The sequence below is a fragment of the Streptomyces sp. YKOK-I1 genome (assembly GCF_054660435.1).
Map to the genome: position 1 here is coordinate 1,322,744 of NZ_BAAGDR010000001.1, position 19,823 is coordinate 1,342,566.

15 protein-coding genes are annotated in these 19,823 nt (G+C 70.5%); 9 read left to right on the forward strand and 6 right to left on the reverse strand.

Annotation, left to right across the window (positions count from 1 at the left end; genetic code table 11):
* Window position 1 precedes the first annotated feature (1 nt).
* Genes ACYQ8Q_RS05345 through ACYQ8Q_RS05355 form a run of 3 tightly spaced genes read right to left on the reverse strand, consistent with a single transcriptional unit; the run spans window position 2 to window position 4,471 of the window.
* Window positions 2-1,165, reverse strand: a complete 1,164-nt coding sequence (locus ACYQ8Q_RS05345; protein WP_460062389.1) for an ABC transporter substrate-binding protein — start codon at window positions 1,163-1,165, stop codon at window positions 2-4.
* A 55-nt stretch (window positions 1,166-1,220) separates the two neighbouring features.
* On the reverse strand, window positions 1,221-2,960 hold the full coding sequence (locus ACYQ8Q_RS05350) for a thiamine pyrophosphate-binding protein (RefSeq protein WP_460062391.1): 1,740 nt from the start codon (window positions 2,958-2,960) through the stop codon (window positions 1,221-1,223).
* Entirely contained in the window at window positions 2,957-4,471 is a 1,515-nt protein-coding gene (locus ACYQ8Q_RS05355) for an aldehyde dehydrogenase family protein (RefSeq protein ID WP_460062393.1), read from the reverse strand. Before ACYQ8Q_RS05355 ends, ACYQ8Q_RS05350 begins: the two co-directional genes overlap by 4 nt.
* Window positions 4,472-4,624: 153 nt before the next feature.
* Between ACYQ8Q_RS05355 and ACYQ8Q_RS05360 the strand changes: the two genes are divergently transcribed.
* From ACYQ8Q_RS05360 to ACYQ8Q_RS05390, 7 genes are all read left to right on the forward strand, one after another.
* A complete protein-coding gene (locus tag ACYQ8Q_RS05360; RefSeq protein ID WP_460062396.1) occupies window positions 4,625-5,413 on the forward strand; it encodes an IclR family transcriptional regulator in 789 nt (262 codons plus the stop codon).
* 128 nt (window positions 5,414-5,541) lie between these two features.
* Complete coding sequence (locus ACYQ8Q_RS05365; protein ID WP_460062398.1) at window positions 5,542-6,747, forward strand: CaiB/BaiF CoA transferase family protein; 1,206 nt, start codon at window positions 5,542-5,544, stop codon at window positions 6,745-6,747.
* Complete coding sequence (locus ACYQ8Q_RS05370; protein ID WP_460062400.1) at window positions 6,744-7,565, forward strand: citryl-CoA lyase; 822 nt, start codon at window positions 6,744-6,746, stop codon at window positions 7,563-7,565. The genes ACYQ8Q_RS05365 and ACYQ8Q_RS05370 overlap by 4 nt, the downstream gene beginning before the upstream one ends.
* A 152-nt stretch (window positions 7,566-7,717) precedes the next feature.
* On the forward strand, window positions 7,718-9,874 hold the full coding sequence (locus tag ACYQ8Q_RS05375; protein ID WP_460062402.1) for an outer membrane protein assembly factor BamB family protein: 2,157 nt from the start codon (window positions 7,718-7,720) through the stop codon (window positions 9,872-9,874).
* Between the two features lie 14 nt (window positions 9,875-9,888).
* Window positions 9,889-10,863, forward strand: coding sequence for a ThuA domain-containing protein (locus ACYQ8Q_RS05380; protein ID WP_460062404.1), 975 nt, complete (start codon window positions 9,889-9,891; stop codon window positions 10,861-10,863).
* A 162-nt stretch (window positions 10,864-11,025) separates the two neighbouring features.
* A complete protein-coding gene (locus ACYQ8Q_RS05385; protein WP_460062406.1) occupies window positions 11,026-13,302 on the forward strand; it encodes a LuxR C-terminal-related transcriptional regulator in 2,277 nt (758 codons plus the stop codon).
* Window positions 13,303-13,445: 143 nt separating this feature from the next.
* The gene (locus tag ACYQ8Q_RS05390; RefSeq protein ID WP_460062408.1) at window positions 13,446-14,687 is read left to right on the forward strand and encodes a chymotrypsin family serine protease; all 1,242 of its coding nucleotides are present in this window, start codon (window positions 13,446-13,448) and stop codon (window positions 14,685-14,687) included.
* Here ACYQ8Q_RS05390 and ACYQ8Q_RS05395 read toward each other — a convergent pair.
* Complete coding sequence (locus ACYQ8Q_RS05395; RefSeq protein ID WP_460062410.1) at window positions 14,676-14,822, reverse strand: hypothetical protein; 147 nt, start codon at window positions 14,820-14,822, stop codon at window positions 14,676-14,678. The two genes, ACYQ8Q_RS05390 and ACYQ8Q_RS05395, sit on opposite strands and share 12 nt — an antisense overlap.
* A gap of 28 nt (window positions 14,823-14,850) precedes the next feature.
* Between ACYQ8Q_RS05395 and ACYQ8Q_RS05400 the strand changes: the two genes are divergently transcribed.
* The gene (locus ACYQ8Q_RS05400) at window positions 14,851-16,032 is read left to right on the forward strand and encodes a fructose-specific PTS transporter subunit EIIC (RefSeq protein WP_460062412.1); all 1,182 of its coding nucleotides are present in this window, start codon (window positions 14,851-14,853) and stop codon (window positions 16,030-16,032) included.
* Between the two features lie 56 nt (window positions 16,033-16,088).
* Entirely contained in the window at window positions 16,089-16,790 is a 702-nt protein-coding gene (locus tag ACYQ8Q_RS05405; RefSeq protein WP_460062414.1) for a hypothetical protein, read from the forward strand.
* A 119-nt stretch (window positions 16,791-16,909) separates the two neighbouring features.
* Here ACYQ8Q_RS05405 and ACYQ8Q_RS05410 read toward each other — a convergent pair whose 3' ends face one another.
* Both ACYQ8Q_RS05410 and ACYQ8Q_RS05415 read right to left on the reverse strand, forming a co-directional pair.
* Window positions 16,910-18,157 carry a cytochrome P450 gene (locus tag ACYQ8Q_RS05410; protein WP_460073180.1) on the reverse strand — a complete coding sequence of 416 codons (1,248 nt, stop codon included), beginning with the start codon at window positions 18,155-18,157 and terminating at the stop codon, window positions 16,910-16,912.
* Window positions 18,158-18,207: 50 nt separating this feature from the next.
* Window positions 18,208-19,572 (reverse strand): glutamine synthetase family protein, encoded by a 1,365-nt coding sequence (locus tag ACYQ8Q_RS05415; protein ID WP_460062415.1) that lies wholly within the window; start codon window positions 19,570-19,572, stop codon window positions 18,208-18,210.
* Between the last annotated feature and the right edge of the window lie 251 nt (window positions 19,573-19,823).

Consider the following 19,823-nt stretch of genomic DNA (forward strand, 5'->3'; position numbering starts at 1 on the left):
CCTACGGCTGCGCCACGAGCTTGCCGTCGCGGATGACGCCGATGCTGGTCCGGGTGATGCCGACGCCGGTGTCGTCGTAGGCGAAGTCGCCGAGCAGGCCCTGGTACGCGGTGGCGCGGATGGCGTCCGCGAGGTCCTTGCCGGTCGCGCCCTTGCTGGTCTTGAGGGCGGTGAGCAGGATGTTCGTCCCGTCGTACGCCTTGGCTCCGTGCAGTTCGGCCTCCTTTCCGTAGGCGGCCTGGTAGGCGGCGGCGAACGTCTTCGAGGCCTCGCTCGTGTCGTTGCCGAGGTAGGGCGAGCTGACGATGGTGCCCTCGACGGCGGCCTTGCCCGCGGTGTCGATGAAGACGGGGGTGCCCTGGGGCGCGGCTCCGGCGAAGGGGGCGGTGATGCCGAGGTCGCGGGCCTGCTTGACGATCAGCCCGGCCTCGACCTCCTCCGAGCCGATGAAGACGACGTCGGGTTTCGTGGAGCGGATCTTCGTCAGCGCGGCGCTGAAGTCCTTCTGGTCGGTGGTGACGACCTGGTCCGTGGTCGGTGAGACGCCCAGGTTTTCGGCCGCTTTGAGGAAGGCGTCGTGTTCGCCCTTCCCGAAGGATCCGTTGTTGGTGATCATGGCGATCTTCTGGTGGCCCTTGTCCTTGATCAGGTACTGGGCGAGGGTCGAGTCGTAGGTGGTGCTGGTCGGCCCGTTGAGGAAGAGGTACGGGCTCTTCAGTGCGACCAGGCCGTCGGACTGTCCGGAGGTGATGTTGGGGATCTTCGCCTGCTGGAGCACGGGCGCCATGGCGATGGTCACCGCGCTCTCCGCCGTACCGATCATGGCGACGTACTTCTCGTCGGCCAGCTTGCGGGCGATGTTGGTGCCGGTGGTCGGGTCGCCCTGGTCGTCGAAGAGCTTGAGCTGGATCTTGCGGCCGTCGATGCCGCCCTTCTTGTTCCACTCGTCGACGGCGAGCTTGGCGCCCTTGTACTCCCAGTCGCCGAGCGAGCTGAGCTGTCCGCTCTGCGCGTCGACGACGGCGATCTTGATGGGTCCGGAGGAGTCCTCGCTGTCGTTGCCGGAGTCGCCGGGCGCGCTGCACGCGGCGAGGGCCAGGGTCAGTACGGCGGCCGTGCACACGGCGGCACCGGGCGCGGCGGGCAGTCTGGGGATGCGGCTCATGAAGGTCACCTCGTGTCGTGAGGAGTGAGGAGGCGTCGGGATCTCGGTCCTGATCTCAGTCCGCGAAGGAGCCGCGGTAGATGTCCTTGATGTTCCAGTGACCCGGCGTCGGCACGGGTTCGTTGACCATCGGTACGTCGATGACGGCGGGCCTGCGTCGGGCGACCGCGTCGGCGAGCGCCTTGGACAGGTCGGCGGCACAGGTGACGCGGTATCCGTCGGCGCCGCAGGACTGTCCGAGGGCGGCGAAGTCCGGGCTGTACGGCTGCCCTTCGGCGTCCGTGAACGCACAGCCGTAGGACCGCCCGAACGACGCGTTCTGGAGGTCGGCGATGGTGCCGTGGGCCCGGTTGTTCATCACCACGAACACGACGGGCAGCCCTCGCTCGACGGCCATCGGCAGGGCGGGCAGCTGCGCGCTCATCCCGCCGTCGCCGATCAGCGCGACCACCACGCGCTCCGGCAGGGCGATCTGCACACCGACCGCCGCGGCGGGGCCGAAGCCCATGGTGGAGGCTCCGCCCGGGGTGATGAGCCGCCCGCCTTCGGGGAGTTCGTAGCACTGGGCGACGCCGTTCTTGTTCCAGCCGACGTCGGTGACGAGCACCGCGTCGTCGGGGACCGCGTCGCGCAGGTCGGCGAGGATGCGCTGGGGGCGCAGCGGGAAGTCGTCGGAGCGGCCGGCCTCGCGGGCGGCGGCGAAGACGGTCCGGCGGGCGGCGGCGATGCCCTCCCGCAGGCCCGGCCTGGCCAGGGGCTCGGGCCGGGCCGAGCGCACGGCCGCGCCGATGGCCCGCAGCGCGTCCCCGGCGTCGGCGACGGCGCCTGTCTCGACCGGGTAGTTGCGGCCGATCTCGGCGGGGTCGATGTCGATCTGGATCAGTCTGCTGGGCGGGAAGTTCCACGTGTACGCGGGATCCCACGAGCTGGCGTCGGTCTCCGCGAACCGGGTCGCCAGGGCCAGGACCACGTCGGCGCCCTTGGTGTGTTCGTGGGTGGTGGCAAGGCCCCAGAAGCCGGGCATGCCGAGCAGCAGCGGGTGGCTGTCGGGCACTGTGCCCTTGCCCATCAGGGAGTGCGCGAGGGGGATGTCGAGGTGCTCGGCGAGGTCCAGCAGGGCCTGCCGGGCGGCCGGTTCGCGCAGTCCGCCGCCGAAGTAGATCAGCGGGCGTTCGGCGCCGAGCAGCGCCTCGGCGATGCGCTCGGCGGTGGTGCGGTCGATCGCCGGCAGCGCGGAGTCGCCGGGCAGGGGATGGTGTCCGGTGTACGGCTCGACCTGCCGGTTGAAGAGGTCCATCGGTACGTTGACGAGCACGGCGCCCGGCCGCCCGGAGGTCGCGGTCCAGAACGCCCGTTCCGTGGTGCGGGCCAGGTCCTGGACCCGGTGCACGTTCCAGGCGCGCTTGGTGAAGGGCCGGTAGATCGCGGTCTGGTCGGCGTCCGCGTGGAGGTTGACCTCCTGGTGCGGGTGACGGCCGGAGTAGTAGGAGGGGATGTCGCCGGAGACGACGACCAGCGGGATCGAGTCGAGGGCGGCGGTGGCCACGCCGGTGACCGCGTTCATCATGCCGGGGCCGACGTGGGTGAGCAGCACTCCGGGCTTTCCCGAGGCGCGGGCGTAGCCGTCGGCGGCGTGCGCGGCCGCCTGTTCGTGGCGGGCGATCACGAACTCGATCGGGCTGGGGCCGAGTGCGTCCAGCAGGGCGATGTTGGTGTGGCCGCAGGTGCCGAAGACGTACTCGACTCCGTAGGACTCCAGTTGGGTGACCATTGCCTGGGCGGCGCTGACGGTCATGCCTCGCTCCCCTCGGCCGCCTCGTCCGGGGTGGTCGTATCGCCCCACACGGACAGGCCGCGCAGCATGAGGGTCTTGACGACCGTGTAGTCCTCGATCATCGAGCGGGGGGTCTCGCGGCCGAACCCGGAGTCCTTGACCCCGCCGAACGGGACGTGGTCCAGGCGGTAGTTGGAGCTGCCGCCGACGATCAGCGCGCCGGTCTCCAGCTCGCGCCAGGCGGTGATGACGCGCCCCAGGTCGCGGGTGAACAGGCCCGCCTGGAGGCCGTACCGACTGGCGTTGCAGGCGTCGAGGACCGCGCCGAAGTCGTCGTACGGGAGCACTGCGACCAGCGCCCCGAACACCTCGTGGACGACGACCGACGCGGACTCGGGCGGGCCGGCGACCAGGGTGGGCGCGGCGGTGGCGCCGTCCCGGGTGCCGCCGCGCAGCACGCGGGCGCCGTCGGCGGCGGCCTCGGCGGACCAGCGCACCACGCGTTCGGCGGCGTCCTCGTCGACCATCGAGCCCACGTCGGTGTCCGGGTCGAGCGGGTCGCCGACCTTCAGGGTGTCGACGGCGGCGGAGAAGGCGTCGAGGAACTCCTCGTAGCGGGAGCGGTGGACGTACACGCGCTGGACGGAGATGCAGCTCTGTCCGGAGTTGCTGTATCCGGTGCGCACGCACTCCTTGGCGGCGGAGGCGATGTCGGCGTCCTCGCAGACGATCGTGGCCGCGTTCCCGCCGAGTTCGAGGACCAGTCGCTTCGCCCCGGCGGCCTGTGCCACGGCCCGGCCGCTCGCCGCGCTGCCGGTGAAGCTGATGACGGCGACCTCGTCGGCGGCGCACAGTAACGCGCCGACCTCGGCTCCGCCGTGCAGCAGTTGCACGGCCTGCGGGGGCATTCCGCACTCCAGGAGCAGCGCCACGATCGCGGCGGTCGCGGCCGGTGCCTGGGGCGGGGCCTTGACGAGGGTGGTGTTGCCCGCGGCGAAGGACGCGCCCAGCTTGTGGGCGAGGAGGTTGGCGGGCGCGTTGAACGGTGTGATGGCCAGGGCCACCCCGGCCGGCGCGCGGTAGGTGAGGGCGGTGTTGCCGACGCCCCGTGCCCAGCCCGCGACGGGCAGCTGCTCGCCGCCGATGTGCCGGGCTTCCGACGCGCACACCGCCAAGGTGTCGGCGACCCGGTCGATCTCCCCGCGTCCGTCCTTGAGCGGTTTGCCCAGTTCCAGGGCGAGCAGCCGGGCCAGTTCCTCGCGTCGGGCCGAGGCCGCGCGCGAGGCCCGGTCCAGGATGTCGGCCCGTGCCGCGGGGGCGAGCCGGGCCACGGTGCGGGCGGAGGCACGGGCGTAGGTGAGGGCGCGGGAGACCTCCTCGCCCGTCGCCGTGGTCGTACGGCTGACGACGCGGCGCAGATAGGGGCCCGTCCGGGCGGCCGAGGGGCCTTCGCCGCCCCACCGACCCGCGATGTACCCGGGCGCCTCGGCGACTCCCGCGTCCGCGCCGGCCTTCAGGAGTGAATCCAGCATGAAGCCTCCAGGAAACCGCTGAGTGGTACCGGTGGACTGCTGTGTGGTTCGGCGTGTAACGTACGGGCGCCAACTCTCGGTGACAAGAGGGCAGTTCGAGGAAGTTTCCGAGGCCTGTCCATGGGACGGGCCCGGCACGGAGGGAGAGGGCGCGTGGACGGGACCGAGCGGGAGCAGCAGGAACCGGCGGAGGCGACCGGGGTACGCAGTGTGCGCAGGGCACTGGACATCCTGGGGTTGCTGACCGAGGACCGGCCGACGGCCACCCTGAGGGAGATCGTCGACGCCACCGGTCTGGCCAAGACCACGGTGGTCCGGCTGGTGCAGACCCTGGAACAGTGCGGGCTGTTGTGGGACACCCCGGCCGGCTACACCGCGGGTCCCGGGTTGTGGCGCTGGGCCCATCTGGCGCACGCCAGCTGGGAACTGCCCCGTGAGACCCGCAAGTTGATGCGCGAGCTGGCCGAGGAGCAGCAGGAGACGGTGAACCTCTTCATGCTGCGGGGCCTGGCCCGCGTCTGTGTCGCGCAGCAGGAGAGCCCGCAGCCGCTGCGCCATGTGGTGCGGGTCGGCGACGCGCTCCCGCTGTGGGCCGGCGCCTCGTCCAAGATCCTGCTGCGCACGGCGCCCGACGGTCTGCTGCGGCGGATCGCCCTGGACTCCCCGCACGGCGAGGGCCACGCCCGGCAGTTGCGGGTGTGGGCGGACCTGGCGGCGGAGCGCGGATTCGCCGTCAGCCGGGGCGAGCGTGACGAGGGCCTGACGGCCGTGGCCGTGCCGGTCGTCGGGCGCACCGGGGCCGTCGTCGCCGCGCTGTCGCTGAGCGGACCCAGCCAGCGCTTCCCCGAGAGCGCCGTCCAGCGCTTCGCCGCCGCGCTGACCGCCGTCTCCCGGCAGATGTCCGAGCAGGGCTTCGACCACCCGCTCAGCCCCACGCGATAGCCGCCGAGACCGCCGACGAGACCGCCGACGAGACCGTCCTGCCCCGCCCGAGGAAGCCGCCGTACCAGTGAATTCCGCTGAAGTTCCGCTGAGTTCCGCCCACGGACCGCCGAAGAAGGAGCCGGTGCATGCCCGAACGACCGCTCTCAGGAATCCGCGTACTCGATCTCACCAATGTGCTCGCAGGACCGTACTGCAGTTATCACCTCATGCTGCTCGGCGCCGAGATCGTCAAGGTCGAACAGCCGGGCCGGGGCGATCTCGCCCGGAGCCTGGGTCCCGACCCGGAGCTCAACCGGGCCGGCATCGGCGCCTCCTTCCTCGCCCAGAACGCCGGCAAGAAATCCCTCGCCCTGGATCTCAAAAACCCTGACGACCGGGCCGACTTCGAGGACCTGGTGCGCGGCGCGGACGTCCTGCTGGACAACTTCCGGGCCGGGGTCCTGACCCGGATGGGGTACGGGGCCGACCGGCTCGGGGAGTTGAATCCGCGGCTGGTGAGCTGTTCGATCAGCGGTTTCGGGCAGTCGGGGCCGATGAGCGCGGCGCCGGCCTACGACCAGATCATCCAGGGCCTGTCCGGGATGATGAGCATCACCGGCACCACCGACACCGCGCCGCTCAGGGTGGGGTTCCCGGTCTGCGACTCGCTCGGCGGGCTCGGCTCGGCCCTCGCGATCAGCGCGGCACTGCTCGGGCGGGAGCGGACCGGACGAGGGGTCCGGCTGGACGTCTCCATGCTGGAGGTCTCCCTCTCCGCGATGGGCTGGGCCGTCTCCAACTACCTGGTCAGCGGGGTGGATCCGGAGCCGATGGGCGACCAGAACGCCACCGCCGCACCGTCGGGAACCTTCGAGACCGCCGACGGGGGGCTGAACATCGCGGCCAACCGGCAGGAGCAGTTCGTCACGCTGTGCCGTCTCGTCGGGCTGCCCGGTCTGCTCGACGACGAGCGGTTCGCCGAGCGGGAGGCACGCAAGCGGCACCGGCGGGAGCTGAACACCGAACTGAACGCGGCGCTGCGCCGAAGGACCGCCCGGGAGTGGGAGGAGATCCTGTCGGCGGCCGGAGTGCCGGCCGCCCGGGTGCTGACCGTTCCGGAGGCCGTCGAGCTCGAACAGCTCGGGCACCGCGGCTTCTTCACCGACCTGCCCTATCCCGACGGCTCCGGCCGCTCCCTGCGGGTCAGCGGCAACGGCGTGCTCGTGGACGGCGAGCCCCTCCCCCCGACCTCCCCGCCGCCGCTGCTGGACCAGCACGGCGCGGAACGCGCGACGCTCGTCGCCGACTGGCGGGCGCGGGGGCGTGCCACCGCCGAGGCTCCGGCCTCATGACCGCGGGCCCTCAGGACGGCCTGGTCGCCCAGTGGTGGGCCACCGCCGTCAGCAGGATCGAACCCGGCGTCATCGAGCTGCGTGAACATCCCGTCCAGGACCTCATCGGCACCACGACCTTCGTCGAGACGATCTGGCTGCTGCTGCGCGGCGAACTCCCCCGCCCCGAGCAGGCCGCGCTCCTGGAGGCCGCCCTGGTGGCGGGCGTCGACCACGGTCCCCAGGCACCCTCGATCGCCGCCGCCCGGATGGCCGCCACCTGCGGTGTCGGGCTCAACAGCGCGATGGCCACCGGGGTGAACATGCTCGGGGACGTGCACGGCGGAGCCGGTCAGCAATGTGTACGGCTGCTGGGCGAGATCGGCGAACGGCACGCGCGGGTCAACGAGTTCGACCGCGCCGTGGCGGAGGTCGTCGGCGAGTGGCGGGCCCGCTCCCCCTATCTGCCGGGGTACGGCCACCGCTTCCATCCCCGCGACCCACGCCGGGATCCGCTGCTCGCCCTGGTGGACCGCGCGGTGGCGGACGGCGTCGTCCGGGGCGCTCATCTGCGGGCGGCCCGGGCCGTCGAGACGTACCTCAACCGAGGGCGCGAGGGACGGAAGCCGGTACCCATGAACATCGACGGCGCCACCGCCGTCATCTACGCCGAGCTGGGCTTCGAAGCGCCCCTGGCCCGCGGCCTGTTCGTGCTCAGCCGCAGTGTCGGCATCCTCGCCCACGCCTGGGAGGAGACGGGGCAGGGCCGGCGCAACAAGAGCCCCATGCCGCCCACCATGGTCCCGGTCCACCTGACGGCACCAACTTCCCTCGATTAGCCGTCGGTTGGGAAGAGCGTCACACGAACCTCCTGCCATACGTCTTGCCTTGGGGCGCCGCCGTCCCTAACGTGGCGCCCCATCACGCCAACCCATTCCACGGGTTGAGCGAACCATCTGGTGGACCTTGATCGAATCGAGGGGACTCAACGATGGAAAGACGCTCCTTCCTCCTCACGGCCGCAGCGGGCGGCGCGGCCACGGTCGCCTCCCTGACCTCCGGCGGCGAGGCGGCCGCAGAGGGCGCCCGCCTCGCGCTGCCCGTGCCGCCGCAGTCCGCCGCGCTCGGCACCGCGGGCTCCGACTGGCCCAAGGTCGGCGGCAATTACGGGAACCAGAACCACTCCACGCTCCGCGGCATCACCCCGAAGAACGTCAGGAAGCTCGGTGGGGCCTGGCACGTCAACCTGGAGGGCGGCTCGACCTCGGCCTACCAGCAGTGCACCGTCGTCGTGCAGGACGGGGTGCTGTACGTCGAGACCACCCAGCAGAACGTCTTCGCCGTCGACGGCAGGACGGGCGAGGTGATCTGGAGGACCAGCCTCGGCACCGAGACCACGAACATGCGCGGGGTCGCGGTCGCCGAAGGCAAGGTCTTCAGCATCTCGGGCGCCAACATCGTCTACGCCCTCGACCGGCGGACCGGCGCGGTCGTCTGGCAGAAGCCCCTGATCGTGGACGACAACGGCGGGGACGACGGCTGCTCCAACGACAGCGGCCAGTGCGGCGGCAACAGCGGTGGACTCGCCGGCGCGGTCGTCCACTTCGACGGCCTGATCTACGTCGGCACCGAGGGCTCCACGGCCGGGGCGCGGGGCCGGGGCTACGCCCTGGACGCCGCGACCGGTGACGTCGTGTGGACGTTCTGGGGACCGCCGGGCCCCGGTGAGTTCGGGCACGACACCTGGGAGGGCGACTCCTGGAAGACCGGCGGCGCGGTCCCCTGGATCCACCCGGCGGTGGACCCCGAACTGGGCCTGGTCTACTGGACGTTCGGCAACCCGTACCCCCGTACGGACGGCTCCTCGCGCGGTGGCGACAACCTCTTCGCCAACTCGATCGTCGCCATCGACGCCAAGACCGGCAAGCGGCGCTGGCACTTCCAGTCCGTGCACCACGACATCTGGGACGCCGACAACGTCATGGCGCCGGTCCTGGCCGACCTGCTCGTCGACGGCAGGAAGCGCAAGGTCGTCGTCTACGGCTCCAAGACCTGCATGTTCTACATCCTGGACCGGCGCACCGGTGAGGCGATCCACGGCGTGCAGGAGCGCGCGGTCCCCCAGCACGCCGACCAGAAGACCTCGCCGACCCAGCCGTTCCCCGGCGGGGAGCCGTTCACCGACCCGTACCCGCGCTTCGACAAGACGACCAGGCCCGTGCCGTTCTACCCGGCCGGCGGTCTCTACACGGTCTTCTGGGACCGGGCCACGATCATCTTCCCCGGCGCGGGCGGCGGCGGGGACTGGGGCTTCCCCTCCTTCAGCCCGAAGACCGGATACGTCTACATCGGCTACGGCCTGGTCAACTCCTCCTACTCCAACACCCACGGCGGCCGGGTCAACACCGCACGTCCGCTGGGCGAGTTGTTCGGCGGCGGTCTGGTCGCCATGGACCCGCGCACCAACACGGTCGCCTGGCGCAAGGAGGGCGACTGGTCCCTCGCGCACGGCAACGGCATCCTCACCACCGCGGGCCGGGTCCTCTTCCAGGGCCGCCCGGACGGCGTCCTCGAAGCGATGGACGACACCGACGGTACGACCCTGTGGACCTGGCAGTGCGGCGCCGGGGTCAACACCATCCCCGTGTCGTACGAGATCGACGGCAAACAGTACGTGGCCGTGCTCGCCGGGGGCAACGGCCTGCCCTTCCCCGACATCCCCAAGGGCGACCACCTGTGGGCCTTCAGGCTCGGCGGGACGCTGGCCGAGGCTCCGGCGCCGACTCCGCCGTCCCGCCGCAACCAGATCCGCACGACGGCGGTGACCGGCGAGCGCGCGAGGAACACGGTCACGCTCGGCCGGATCTGGGACACCGGGACCGGCGCTCCCGGCACCACCGAGAACACCGTCGCCCAGACCGCCATGGCGCCCCAGCACCTCACCGTCCCCGTCGGCACCGAGGTCACCTTCGTCAACCCGGCCGACAACAAGCAGCCGCACGGCGCGGCGGCGTTCTTCGACGCCGAGTTCGACACCGGGCTGCTCATGCCGGGCCAGTCGGCCACGCACACCTTCGCGAAGGCCGGCGAGTACTTCTACAACGATCCGGCCTTCCCGCAGTCCACCGGCAAGATCGTCGTACGGTGAGAGGAGCGACCCTCATGACGGCAAGAACCCGCACCCCGCTGGCCGTAGCGCTGGCCGTCGCCCTCGTCGCCCTGGCCGCCTTCTTCGGCGGCCGGTACGAGGCCTCCGCCCAGGCGCGGGCCGCCGGCGCCCAGGAACTCGGCGACCCCGACTACGGCGTCTGCCGCGGCACCAGCCCCCGCTGCTACCACGACTGGGGCAACTTCACCCCGGCCACCGACGGCTACCGGGTACTGCTCTACACCCGCACCGCCGGCCCGCGCCACGCCAACCTGGGACCGGCGCTCGGGACCGGCCTCGACCCGGCGCTCAGTGCCGCCAACGTCGTACAGAACGCGGTCGTCAAGCTCGGCCAGGACAACGGTTTCACCGTCGACTGGACCGAGGACGTGTCCCAACTCGCCTCTCCCGCACAGCTGTTCAAGTACAACGCGGTCGTCTTCTACTCCACCAGCCGTGACACCCTCGACGACGCGGCGCAGACCTCCCTACGCCAGTACATCCGGGGTGGCGGAGGCTTCGCGGGCATCCACAACGCCTTCGGTACGGAGTACAACTGGCCTTGGTACGAGGGTCTGTTGGGCGGCGCCAACTACTACGACCACGGTCCGGAACAGACCGGCACCGTCGTCGTCCAGGACCGCCGTGACTCCTCCACCGCGGGGCTCCCGGCGCGCTGGACCTTCAGCGACGAGTGGTACAACCTGGTCCCCGCGCCCTCCCGGGTCCGTGTCCTGGCCACCGTCGACGAGTCCACCCTGGCCAAGGGTGTCACCGGCAGCATGGGCCACCCCGGGCACGGCGGGGCCCACCCGGTGGCCTGGTGCCAGTACTACGACGGCGGCCGGGCCTGGCTCACCACCCTCGGCCACGACGCCAAGGACTTCGCCACCGACGGCTCCTTCCCCGGCGCCGAGGAGTACCAGCGGCTCATCCTCGGCGGCATCGAGTCCGCGATGGGCAAGGAGCCGTTCTGCCGCTCCCGTTGAGACACGGATGAAGGAGGCGTGGTCACGCCCCAACGGCTCACGGCTTCGTACGGGCGCCGGACTCTCTCATCGCACCAATAGAGAGCATACCCCGCTATTAGGGCGTTACGGTGGTTTGGTTCACTTCATCCGCACCCTCTCGACCGAGGGGAGGCCAGGGCCGTGACCGTCGCTCTGTCCCGGACGGGGAACCTGCCCTGGGCATTCACCACGTTCGTCGGCCGGCGGCGCGAGGTCGCGGATGTCTGTCGGCTGCTCGGGGCGACACGGCTGCTGACGCTCACCGGGATGGCCGGCATAGGCAAGACGCGGCTCGCCCTGGAGGCCGCCGTCGCGTCGGCGGAGTCGTTCCCGGACGGGGTCTGGCTCGTCGACCTGGCACCCGTGAGGGAGCCGTCGGCGGTGGCGAGCGCCGCCGCGACGGCTCTCGGCGTACCGGACCAGGACCCCAGGCCCGTCATGGAACAGCTCGCGGTACGGCTCGCCGGGCGGCGGGCACTGATCGTGGCAGACAACTGCGAACACCTGATCGACGCCTCGGGTGAGCTGATCAAAGGGATCCTGTCGGCCGCCCCCGAGGTACGTGTGCTGGCGACGAGCCGGCAGAGCCTGGGCATCGTCGGTGAGCACATCCATACCGTTCCGCCTCTGCTGGAGCAGGACGCGGTCGAACTGCTGCGGGACCGGACGACCGCGGTCCGGCCGGAGTTCCGGATCACCGAGAGGACCAGCGGCGCGGTTTCCCGGCTGTGCACCGATCTGGACAGGGTTCCGCTGGCGATCGAACTCGCCGCGTCACGGCTGCGTGTCCTCACCGTCGACCAGATGCTGGAGCGGCTGAAGGACCGGTTCGAGTTGCTGACCAGCGGCAGCCGCACCGCCACGCCGCGTCAGCGCACACTGCGGGCGGCGATCGAATGGAGCTACGAGCTGTGCTCCCCGGCGGAGCGGCTCCTGTGGAACCGGCTGTCGGTCTTCCCGGAGAGTTTCACGCTGGAGGCGGCCGAGGGAATCTGCACGGGCGACGGCCTCGAAGCGCACGAGGTGCTGGATCTTCTGGACCGGCTCGTCGCCCAGTCCGTCGTCCTCCCGGTCGAGAGCGAGGGCCAGGCCCGCTATCGGCTGCTGGACACCATCCGCGAGTACGGCGGGGCGCGGCTCGCCGAGTCCGGCCGAGCGGGGTGCCTGCGGCTGCGGCACCGCGACTACTATGTCGCCCTCGCCCAGCGCATCGCCTCCTCCTGGTACGGGCCCGGCCAGGTGGAGGCCCTGGTCCTGCTGCGTGCCGAGCACAGCGATCTGCTGACGGCCCTGGACTGTCCCGGTGACCCGCAGATCACGCTGGCGCTGGCCGCCGCGCTGCGCTATCACTGGTGCCTCGGCGGCTTCCTCGGCGAGGGGTGCCGCAGACTCGAGCAGGCCCTGGCCGCCGCGCCCGAACCCACCCCGGTCCGGGTCGAGGGGCTGTGGGTCACGGCCTGGGCGACGGGGCAGTACGGCGACTACGCGGCCTGCACGCGGTGGCTGGACGAGGCCGATGAACTGGCCGAACGACTGGCCGTCCCGTTGGCCTCCGCACACGTCCGGGGCCTGCGCGGCATTCTCGCCCTGTTCCAGGGGCGCACCCTTGAGGCGCTGGACCGGTTCGAGGAAGCGGTCGCCCTCCACAGGACACGGACCGACGGATCCGAAGTCGTGCCCGCCCTGGTCGCGTTGGCCAACGCCCAGACCGTCGTGCGGAATCCGCGCGCGGGCGAGACCGCCGCGCAGGCACTCGCCGTCGCCGAGGCACTCGGTGACCGGTGGGGCCGCGCGCACGCGATGTGGGCACACGGCGCCAACGCCTTCGAGCAGGGAGAACTGGCGGCAGCCATCGAATGGACCCGCGCCGCGTTGCAGCTCGAGCGGGGTTTCAACGAGTGCACCCTGACCGCGGTCATGATCGAACACCTCGCCTGGATGACCGCCGCGGCCGGCGACCATGAGCAGGCGGCACGGCAGCTGGGCGCCGCCGCCACCCTGTGGCGGGACCTCGGTACCGCCGACTTCGCCCCGTACCCGCCGCTGGCCGCGGGCCACGCCCAGTGCGAGGAAGATGTCGTACAGGCCCTGGGGCGCACCGCGTACGAGCGGGCGGTCGCGGTCGGCGCCATGGCCGACGGCCCCCTCCAGGCCATCGCGGTCGCCTTGGACGACGACGCCGCAGGAGCGGCGCCCGCCCCGCCGCCGCCGTCGTCCGAGGCGAGCCGGCTCACCCCCCGGGAACGCGAAGTGGCGGCCCTGGTGGCCGAAGGCATGAGCAACCGGCAGATCGGCACCGCGCTGAAGCGGTCACCGCGCACGGTGGACGGCCACATAGAGAACATCCTGAGCAAACTCGGTTTCGGCAGCCGTGCGCAGATCGCCGCCTGGTGGGCGAGAAACCAGTCGGCATCCTGACCTCCACGGGCTCTCGGCGCTACCCCGTAGAACTACCCATGGCCCCGCCCCTGCCCCGTGTTGATCCTTTTCTCATGGAACACACAGCGAGGCGACCGGCGGCGGATCCGCATCCCGGTCCGCCTTGTCGGGAGAGGGTGAGAATGAGACCAGCCACAAGATCCAGACGTCTCGCCGGAGCGCTGATCGGGGCCTCCGTCATGGCGGTCCCCCTGATCAGTCCCGTCTCCTCGTGGGCGGCCGACACACCGGCGCCGAGGACGACGTCGTCCGACGCGCGCCACGTACGTCCGAGCCAGTCCCAGTGGGTGCAACTCGACAAGGTCTCCAAGAAGCACGCCGCCCTCGGCGTCTTCGGCGCCGAGGGCGAATACGCGCCGGTACTGACCCTGCCCGCGGGCACCACCGCCGACCAGAAGGCCAAGGCCGCCGCGGATGTCCCGGACGGGCTCAAGGTCTCCATCCGCACCAGCAGGTTCACCAAGGCCCAGGTGGACAAGGTCCAGAAGGAGGTCATGGCCGGCAAGTGGCACAAGGACGGGAGCACGTACGACCTCGGCTCGTTCTATGACGGCGAGCTGGACAAGATCGTGGTCAACACGGACGCGCCCCGGTCCGTGGTCTCCGCGCTGAAGAGCGCCTACGGCGACAAGGTCGAAGTGGTCCCGTCGCGCTTCGAGCAGCAGGCGGACCGGTTCAACGACCAGGAGCCCTTCTACGGAGGCGCCTCACTCCTCGCGAACAACAGTCTGTGCACGGCCGGTTGGAAGATTCACATGGTCAATCCCGAGACCAACCAGCAGGCCTACTTCCTCACCACGGCCGGGCACTGCTACCACATGCACGACCTCGTCAAGAACAGGGGCAACAGCGCCTGGATGGGCTGGATCAAGAAGGTCGGGCCGTCCGACATCGAGGCGATGGTCGGCTACCAGTACGACAACCAGATCTGGACAGGCGGCTACACCACGAGCCAGGCGAGACTGACCTACACCGGCCTCGGGGGCATGGTGATGGGCAGCCAGGTCTGCGTGAGCGGGCAGACGACGTTCAACCACTGCGGCCACCCCATCAGCAGTACGTCGTACTCCTTCAGCTGGAAAAACGGGCAACAGTCGGGTGTCACTCCCGCGCAGTACGGCTTCACCTACAGCAGGGGAGGAACCAACGCCGCCCGCAACAACGGCACGATCACCCAGGGCGGCGACTCGGGTGCGCCCGTCTACATCCTCGGCGGCAACGCGTGGGCGGTCGGCTCCCACGCGGGCATCGTCGACTGGCTCGACACCGCGCCGAACGGCTGCCACTGCTACCAGTGGCGGATGTACGGAGTGAAGATGCAGGCGATCTACAGCCAGTGGCATGGCGTCCTGTCACAGGAGTAACAGGACCAGCAGGACCAGCAGGACCAGCAGGGCCGAGGGCACCACGACCGGATGGACATAGGGCGGGCCGGCCGCGCCGCCGAGCGCGGCCGGATCCCCGCCCCCCGGGCCCGCCCCTCCCGCATCGCACGCCACCGCACCGCAACACACCTGGAGCCCGACCATGTCTCCCACCACTTCAGCCTCTCCGGCCCCGATGGACCAGAACGCCGAGCCGGGTGCCCGCGCCCTCACCCGATTCGGCCGATGGCTGAGCGCCGGAACCGGCCAGCTGGCCGTCCTGACCGCGCTCGGCGGCCTGCTGGTCACCCTCGCCTACGCCATCGACGGCTGGCAGCTCAACACCTCCTCGGTGAGTGTCGTGGGTCAGAACTTCTCCTGGCTGCGGCCCGCCAGCTGGGTCATGTCCATGTTGCAGAGCGGCAATCTCGTCCTGGACATCCTGGGCCTGGCCGTCGCCCTGTACACCGCCTACGGGATAGCCGGCCGGCCGACCCTGGCCCCCGCCTTCGCGGGCGGTCTGACCGCGGTGACCCTGAACACCGGCTGGCTCGGGGGACTCACCGCCGGCGTACTCGCCGGCGTCGTCACACGAGGGCTCCGGAAAGTCACCGTTCCGGATCGGTGGCGCCCCCTCATGGTCAACGCGGTCATCCCGCTGCTGACCACCATCGTCACCGCGATCGTGTTCTTCTCCGCGATCGTCGCGCCCCAGATCGCCCGATTCGACTCGTGGCTGTACGGGAAGCTGGTCACGCTGGAGCTTTCGGGCCACCACCTCGCACTCGGTGTCGTGCTCGGGCTGATCGCCTGCTTCGACTTCGACGGAATCCTCTACAAGACCGCCTACGGTTTCGGTCTCGGGGGCATCCAGTCGTATCAACCCACCCCGGACCACCTGACCTTCATGGCCGTGGTCGCGGCGGTCGGTATGGCACCGTCGGTGGGCCTGTCGCTTGCCACGCTGGTCCGCGGCAGGCTGTTCACCGAAGCCGAGCGGCACTACGGCAAGGTGGCCTGGCTGCTCGGTCTGGGCGGTGTCACGGCGGGTCCGGTCCCCTTCGCGCTGCGCGACCCCCTGCGGGTGATCCCAGCCTGTCTGGCCGGAGGCGCCGTCACCGGAGTGCTGACCATGACCTTCGGCGCGGGCATGGGTGTCCCCCACGGCGGGCTCTTCGCGGCCGGCCGGATCGACAAGCCCCTGCTGCTCGTCGCAGCCGTCGCGGCCGGCGGCCTCGTCACCGCAGCGGTCACCGTCGGCCTCAAGAGCATGCGCAGGGAACCGGCCCCGGCACCCGCGCGCACCGCGAAGGGCGCCCGCACCAGGGTGGCCGCGGCCCGCTGACCCCTCGCGCACCGTGCGCGTGGTCCACCAACGAACAGGAAAGAAGGATGTGGCACATGCGAAGAATCAAGTCCAGGACACTGCTGGTGAGCGCGATCCTGTCCGTGTCGCTCGCCTGGGGCGCCGCCGCCCCGTCGTACGCGCAGATGGCCCCGTCGGACGCGGGGATCAGCGACGCGGACTGGGCGCTGATGGTGGAGATCGCCGAATACAACAACGCCTACACCGAGTATGTGAGCGACTCGGGTGAGGCCACCTTCGTGATGACAGGGGGCACCGCCGCCAACGACCTGGAGTGGCCGTCCGACTTCACCGGGTTCTCCGACCCGAATCTGCTCATCTACCTGGAGTACAGCCAGTTCTCCACCAACGACGAGATCAACGCGATCCTGGACGACACCGTCACACAGATACAGAACGCCGGCTACTCCGCCGCCGCGGTGTACGACGAGGACACGGACAAGGTGGACGTGACCACCCTCGCCCCGTCGTCGGTCACCGGCCCGCTCGTCAGCACCTACGACACCAAGATCAACATCATCGCCGCCGATCCGACCTCCCAGGATGCCCCCGGTGGCACCGCACACGGCTCCACGAAGAAGCACGGCACGAAGAAGCACGACGCCAAGAAGCACACCGCCAAGAAGAAGGTGACGAAGAAGAAGGTGACGAAGAAGAAGGCCTCCGCGAAGGAGACGGCCGGTTCCACCACCACCCCGCAGTTGGTCAAGGTCGCCGTCACACCGCCCACCAAGTGACGCGTTCACGCTGCGCCTGACACCCAGCCGTCGGCGGCCCGGTTCGCACGGGCCGCCGACAGACGGCCTGCGGCACCCCCTCGATCGCAGGCCGGCTGCGTGCGTGAGGCCGCTCCTCGTCAGGCCGGTGTCACCTCGACCGGCAGCTTCTTGATGCCGTTGACGAAGTTGGAGCGGACCCGCGGCACGTCCCCGGTCAGTCTGATGTCCGCGATCCGCGGGATCAGCTCCTCGAACATGATCCGGATCTCGGTGCGGGCGAGCAGATTGCCCAGGCACAGGTGCGGGCTGCCCTTGCCGAAGGTGACGTGGTCGTTGTGCTGCCGGGCGACGTCGAAGTCGTACGGGTTGCCGAAGACCTCCTCGTCACGGTTGCCGGAGGCGTACCACATGACGACCTTGTCGCCCTCCCTGATGTTCTTGCCGCCGAGCTCCACGTCCCGGGTCGCGGTGCGGCGGAAGTGGTAGACGGGGGAGGCCCAGCGCAGGAACTCCTCCACCGCCGTCGGGATCAGGGAGGGGTCCTTCTGGAGACGGGCGAGCTGCTCGGGGTGCTGGAGGAGGGCCAGCATGGAGTGCGAGATGGTGTGGCGGGTGGTCTCGTTGCCGGCGACGACCAGCAGCAGGAAGTAGTTGTCGAAGTCCTGCGGGGAGAGCGGCACCCCGTCCTTCGGGGTGGTGTTGACCAGCTTCGACACCAGGTCGGAGCCGTCCTTGCCGCGCCGCTGCCGGGCCAGCTCACGGCCGTACTCGAAGACCTCCAGCGACGCCGGCGAGCGGAAGGGAAGATCCCGGAATCGCTCGCTCTCGGCGCTGTGCAGCAGCACATCGGCGTAGTCGGGGTCGGTGTTGCCGATGATCCGGTTGCCCCAGTCGATGAGCTGCTGGTTGTCCTCCGGCGGCACGTCCAGGAGGCGGGCGAGGACGTTGATGGGGAAGTCCGCGGAGACCTCCTTGACGAAGTCGAAGCTTCCCTTCGCCAGCGCCGCGTCCAGCGTGGAGGCGGTCAGTCCGCGCAGGAAGTCGGTGTAGCCGTTGATGACGTTCGCGCCGAACTGGCGCTGGATCAGGCTGCGCAGGACGCGGTGGCGGACGCCGTCCAGCTCCAGGATGGAGGCCCGCTTCTTGATCTGGTCGTCGTCGACCTCCTCGAGGTTGACGAACCTCGTCGAGGTGAAGGTCTCCGCGTCCCGGTCGACGCGGGCGATGTCGGCGTGCCGGGTCACCGCCCAGAAGCCCTTGTTCGGGGCCTCCTCGGGCTGCCAGTGGACCGGGTCCTCATGGCGCAGGGTGTGGAACATGCGCCACGGGGTGACCCCGTCCGTGAAGTTGTCGAGGTTCGCGAGGTCGACGTCGGCGAGCGGCATGGGCTCGACGGCGGCCGGAAGAGCAGTGGTCACGTGATGGCTCCCAGACGTCACAGGTGGTAGGCGTACTCGGTGAACTCCCAGTCGGTGACGTGCCGTTGGAAGCGTTCGGTCTCGTTGCGCTTGTAGCTGAGGTAGGAGGCGGTGAAGTCCTTGCCGAGGACCTCGGCCAGGGCGGTGTCCGCCTCCAGCTCGTCGAGGGCGGCGGGCAGGCTCATCGGCAGCACGGCCGCGCGGGCGGTGTCGTAGCCGTAGCCCTCCAGCGGGGCGGGCGGCTCCTCACCGGCCTGGACGCCGAGCAGGGCGGCGGCGATCGTTCCGGCGATCAGCAGGTACGGGTTGGCGCCGGCGTCGCCGAGCCGCAGCTCCAGGCGGGCGCCGCCGCCGCGCTCGGGCGGGATGCGGACCATCGCGCTGCGGTTGTCGAGGCCCCAGTCGATCAGCCAGGGGGCGAGGGTGTCCGGGCCGAAGCGCTTGTACGAGTTCACGGTCGGGTTGGCGAGCGCGGCGAGTGCCGGGGCGTGCGCGAGGACACCGGCGATCGCGTGGCGGGCGGTGGCCGAGAGGCCGTACGCGCCCGTCGGGTCGTCGAAGGCGTTGCGGGCACCTTCTTCGTCGGAGGCCTCGCAGGAAAGATGGAGGTGGAAGCCGGAGCCGCCCGCGTCGTTGAACGGCTTGGCCATGAAGGTGGCGAGCCGTCCTTCCTTGCGCGCGACCTCCTTGACGGCGGCCTTGAAGAGGAAGGCGCGGTCGGCGGCCGACAGGGCCTCGGAGTGGGTCAGGTTGATCTCGAACTGGCCGCCGTCGAACTCGTGGTTGCCGTTGGTGACGCCGATGCGCAGGTCGCGCAGCAGGCGCAGGGTGCGCAGCAGGTGGTTGTCGGGGTCGCCGCGCAGACCCGCCGTGTAGACGACACCGGTCGCTCCCGAGTAGCGCTTCCAGCCGCTCGCGGACGCGGGGTCCTCGTCGCACAGGAAGTACTCGAGTTCGGGTCCGACCACCGGGCGCAGCCCCTGTTCGGAGCACCGGGCGAGTACGGAACGCAGCAGGTCGCGGGGGGACTCGGCGGCGGGTGCGCCGGTCGCCGGGTCGATGGCTTCACCGAGACAGGCGGCGACGCCGGGCTCCCAGGGCAGGGCGACCAGGGTGTCGAGGTCCGGGCGTACGTGGATGTCGGGCAGGCCCGCGTCCAGACCGCCGGCCACGGGGACCACGTCCCCCTGGGGCGAGGTGTGGTAGACCGCCCGGCAGAAGGCCAGCCCGTGCCCGCAGGCCGTCGGCAGCTGGTCGAGCAGGACGTCACGCGCGCGGTCGGTGCCGATGAGATCGGGATAGGTCACCCGGACCACGTCGACGCCCTGGGCGGCGAGCCGCTCCTGATGCTGACGGATGTCCGGTGTTTCGGATGCGCTCACCGTTGTCTCCTCGGCGGCTGGTGGGGAAGTGCCCCCGGGCGGCGAGAACCTCGACCGGGTTGTTTGACGTCAAACGATAAGAACGCCTTCACCGGCCCGCAAGAGGCCGGCCCGAAATAATTATCCACCTGGACAGGTATTGACCAGCACTGGGCGACTCCCTATGTTATTTGAAGCCAAACGAGTTGGGGGTCCCGGTGCTCGGACCTCCTGGCTGGGGCCCGGCCGCACCCGGGCCGGGCCCCTCTTCC

Excerpts from the sequence above, each read along its gene's own strand:
- ACYQ8Q_RS05345 (WP_460062389.1), bottom strand. The coding sequence starts at position 1,165 with ATGAGCCGCATCCCCAGACTGCCCGCCGCGCCCGGTGCCGCCGTGTGC.
- ACYQ8Q_RS05350 (WP_460062391.1), bottom strand. The coding sequence starts at position 2,960 with ATGACCGTCAGCGCCGCCCAGGCAATGGTCACCCAACTGGAGTCCTAC.
- ACYQ8Q_RS05355 (WP_460062393.1), bottom strand. The coding sequence starts at position 4,471 with ATGCTGGATTCACTCCTGAAGGCCGGCGCGGACGCGGGAGTCGCCGAG.
- ACYQ8Q_RS05365 (WP_460062398.1), top strand. The coding sequence starts at position 5,542 with ATGCCCGAACGACCGCTCTCAGGAATCCGCGTACTCGATCTCACCAAT.
- ACYQ8Q_RS05370 (WP_460062400.1), top strand. The coding sequence starts at position 6,744 with ATGACCGCGGGCCCTCAGGACGGCCTGGTCGCCCAGTGGTGGGCCACC.
- ACYQ8Q_RS05375 (WP_460062402.1), top strand. The coding sequence starts at position 7,718 with ATGGAAAGACGCTCCTTCCTCCTCACGGCCGCAGCGGGCGGCGCGGCC.
- ACYQ8Q_RS05380 (WP_460062404.1), top strand. The coding sequence starts at position 9,889 with ATGACGGCAAGAACCCGCACCCCGCTGGCCGTAGCGCTGGCCGTCGCC.
- ACYQ8Q_RS05390 (WP_460062408.1), top strand. The coding sequence starts at position 13,446 with ATGAGACCAGCCACAAGATCCAGACGTCTCGCCGGAGCGCTGATCGGG.
- ACYQ8Q_RS05400 (WP_460062412.1), top strand. The coding sequence starts at position 14,851 with ATGTCTCCCACCACTTCAGCCTCTCCGGCCCCGATGGACCAGAACGCC.
- ACYQ8Q_RS05405 (WP_460062414.1), top strand. The coding sequence starts at position 16,089 with ATGCGAAGAATCAAGTCCAGGACACTGCTGGTGAGCGCGATCCTGTCC.
- ACYQ8Q_RS05410 (WP_460073180.1), bottom strand. The coding sequence starts at position 18,157 with ATGCCGCTCGCCGACGTCGACCTCGCGAACCTCGACAACTTCACGGAC.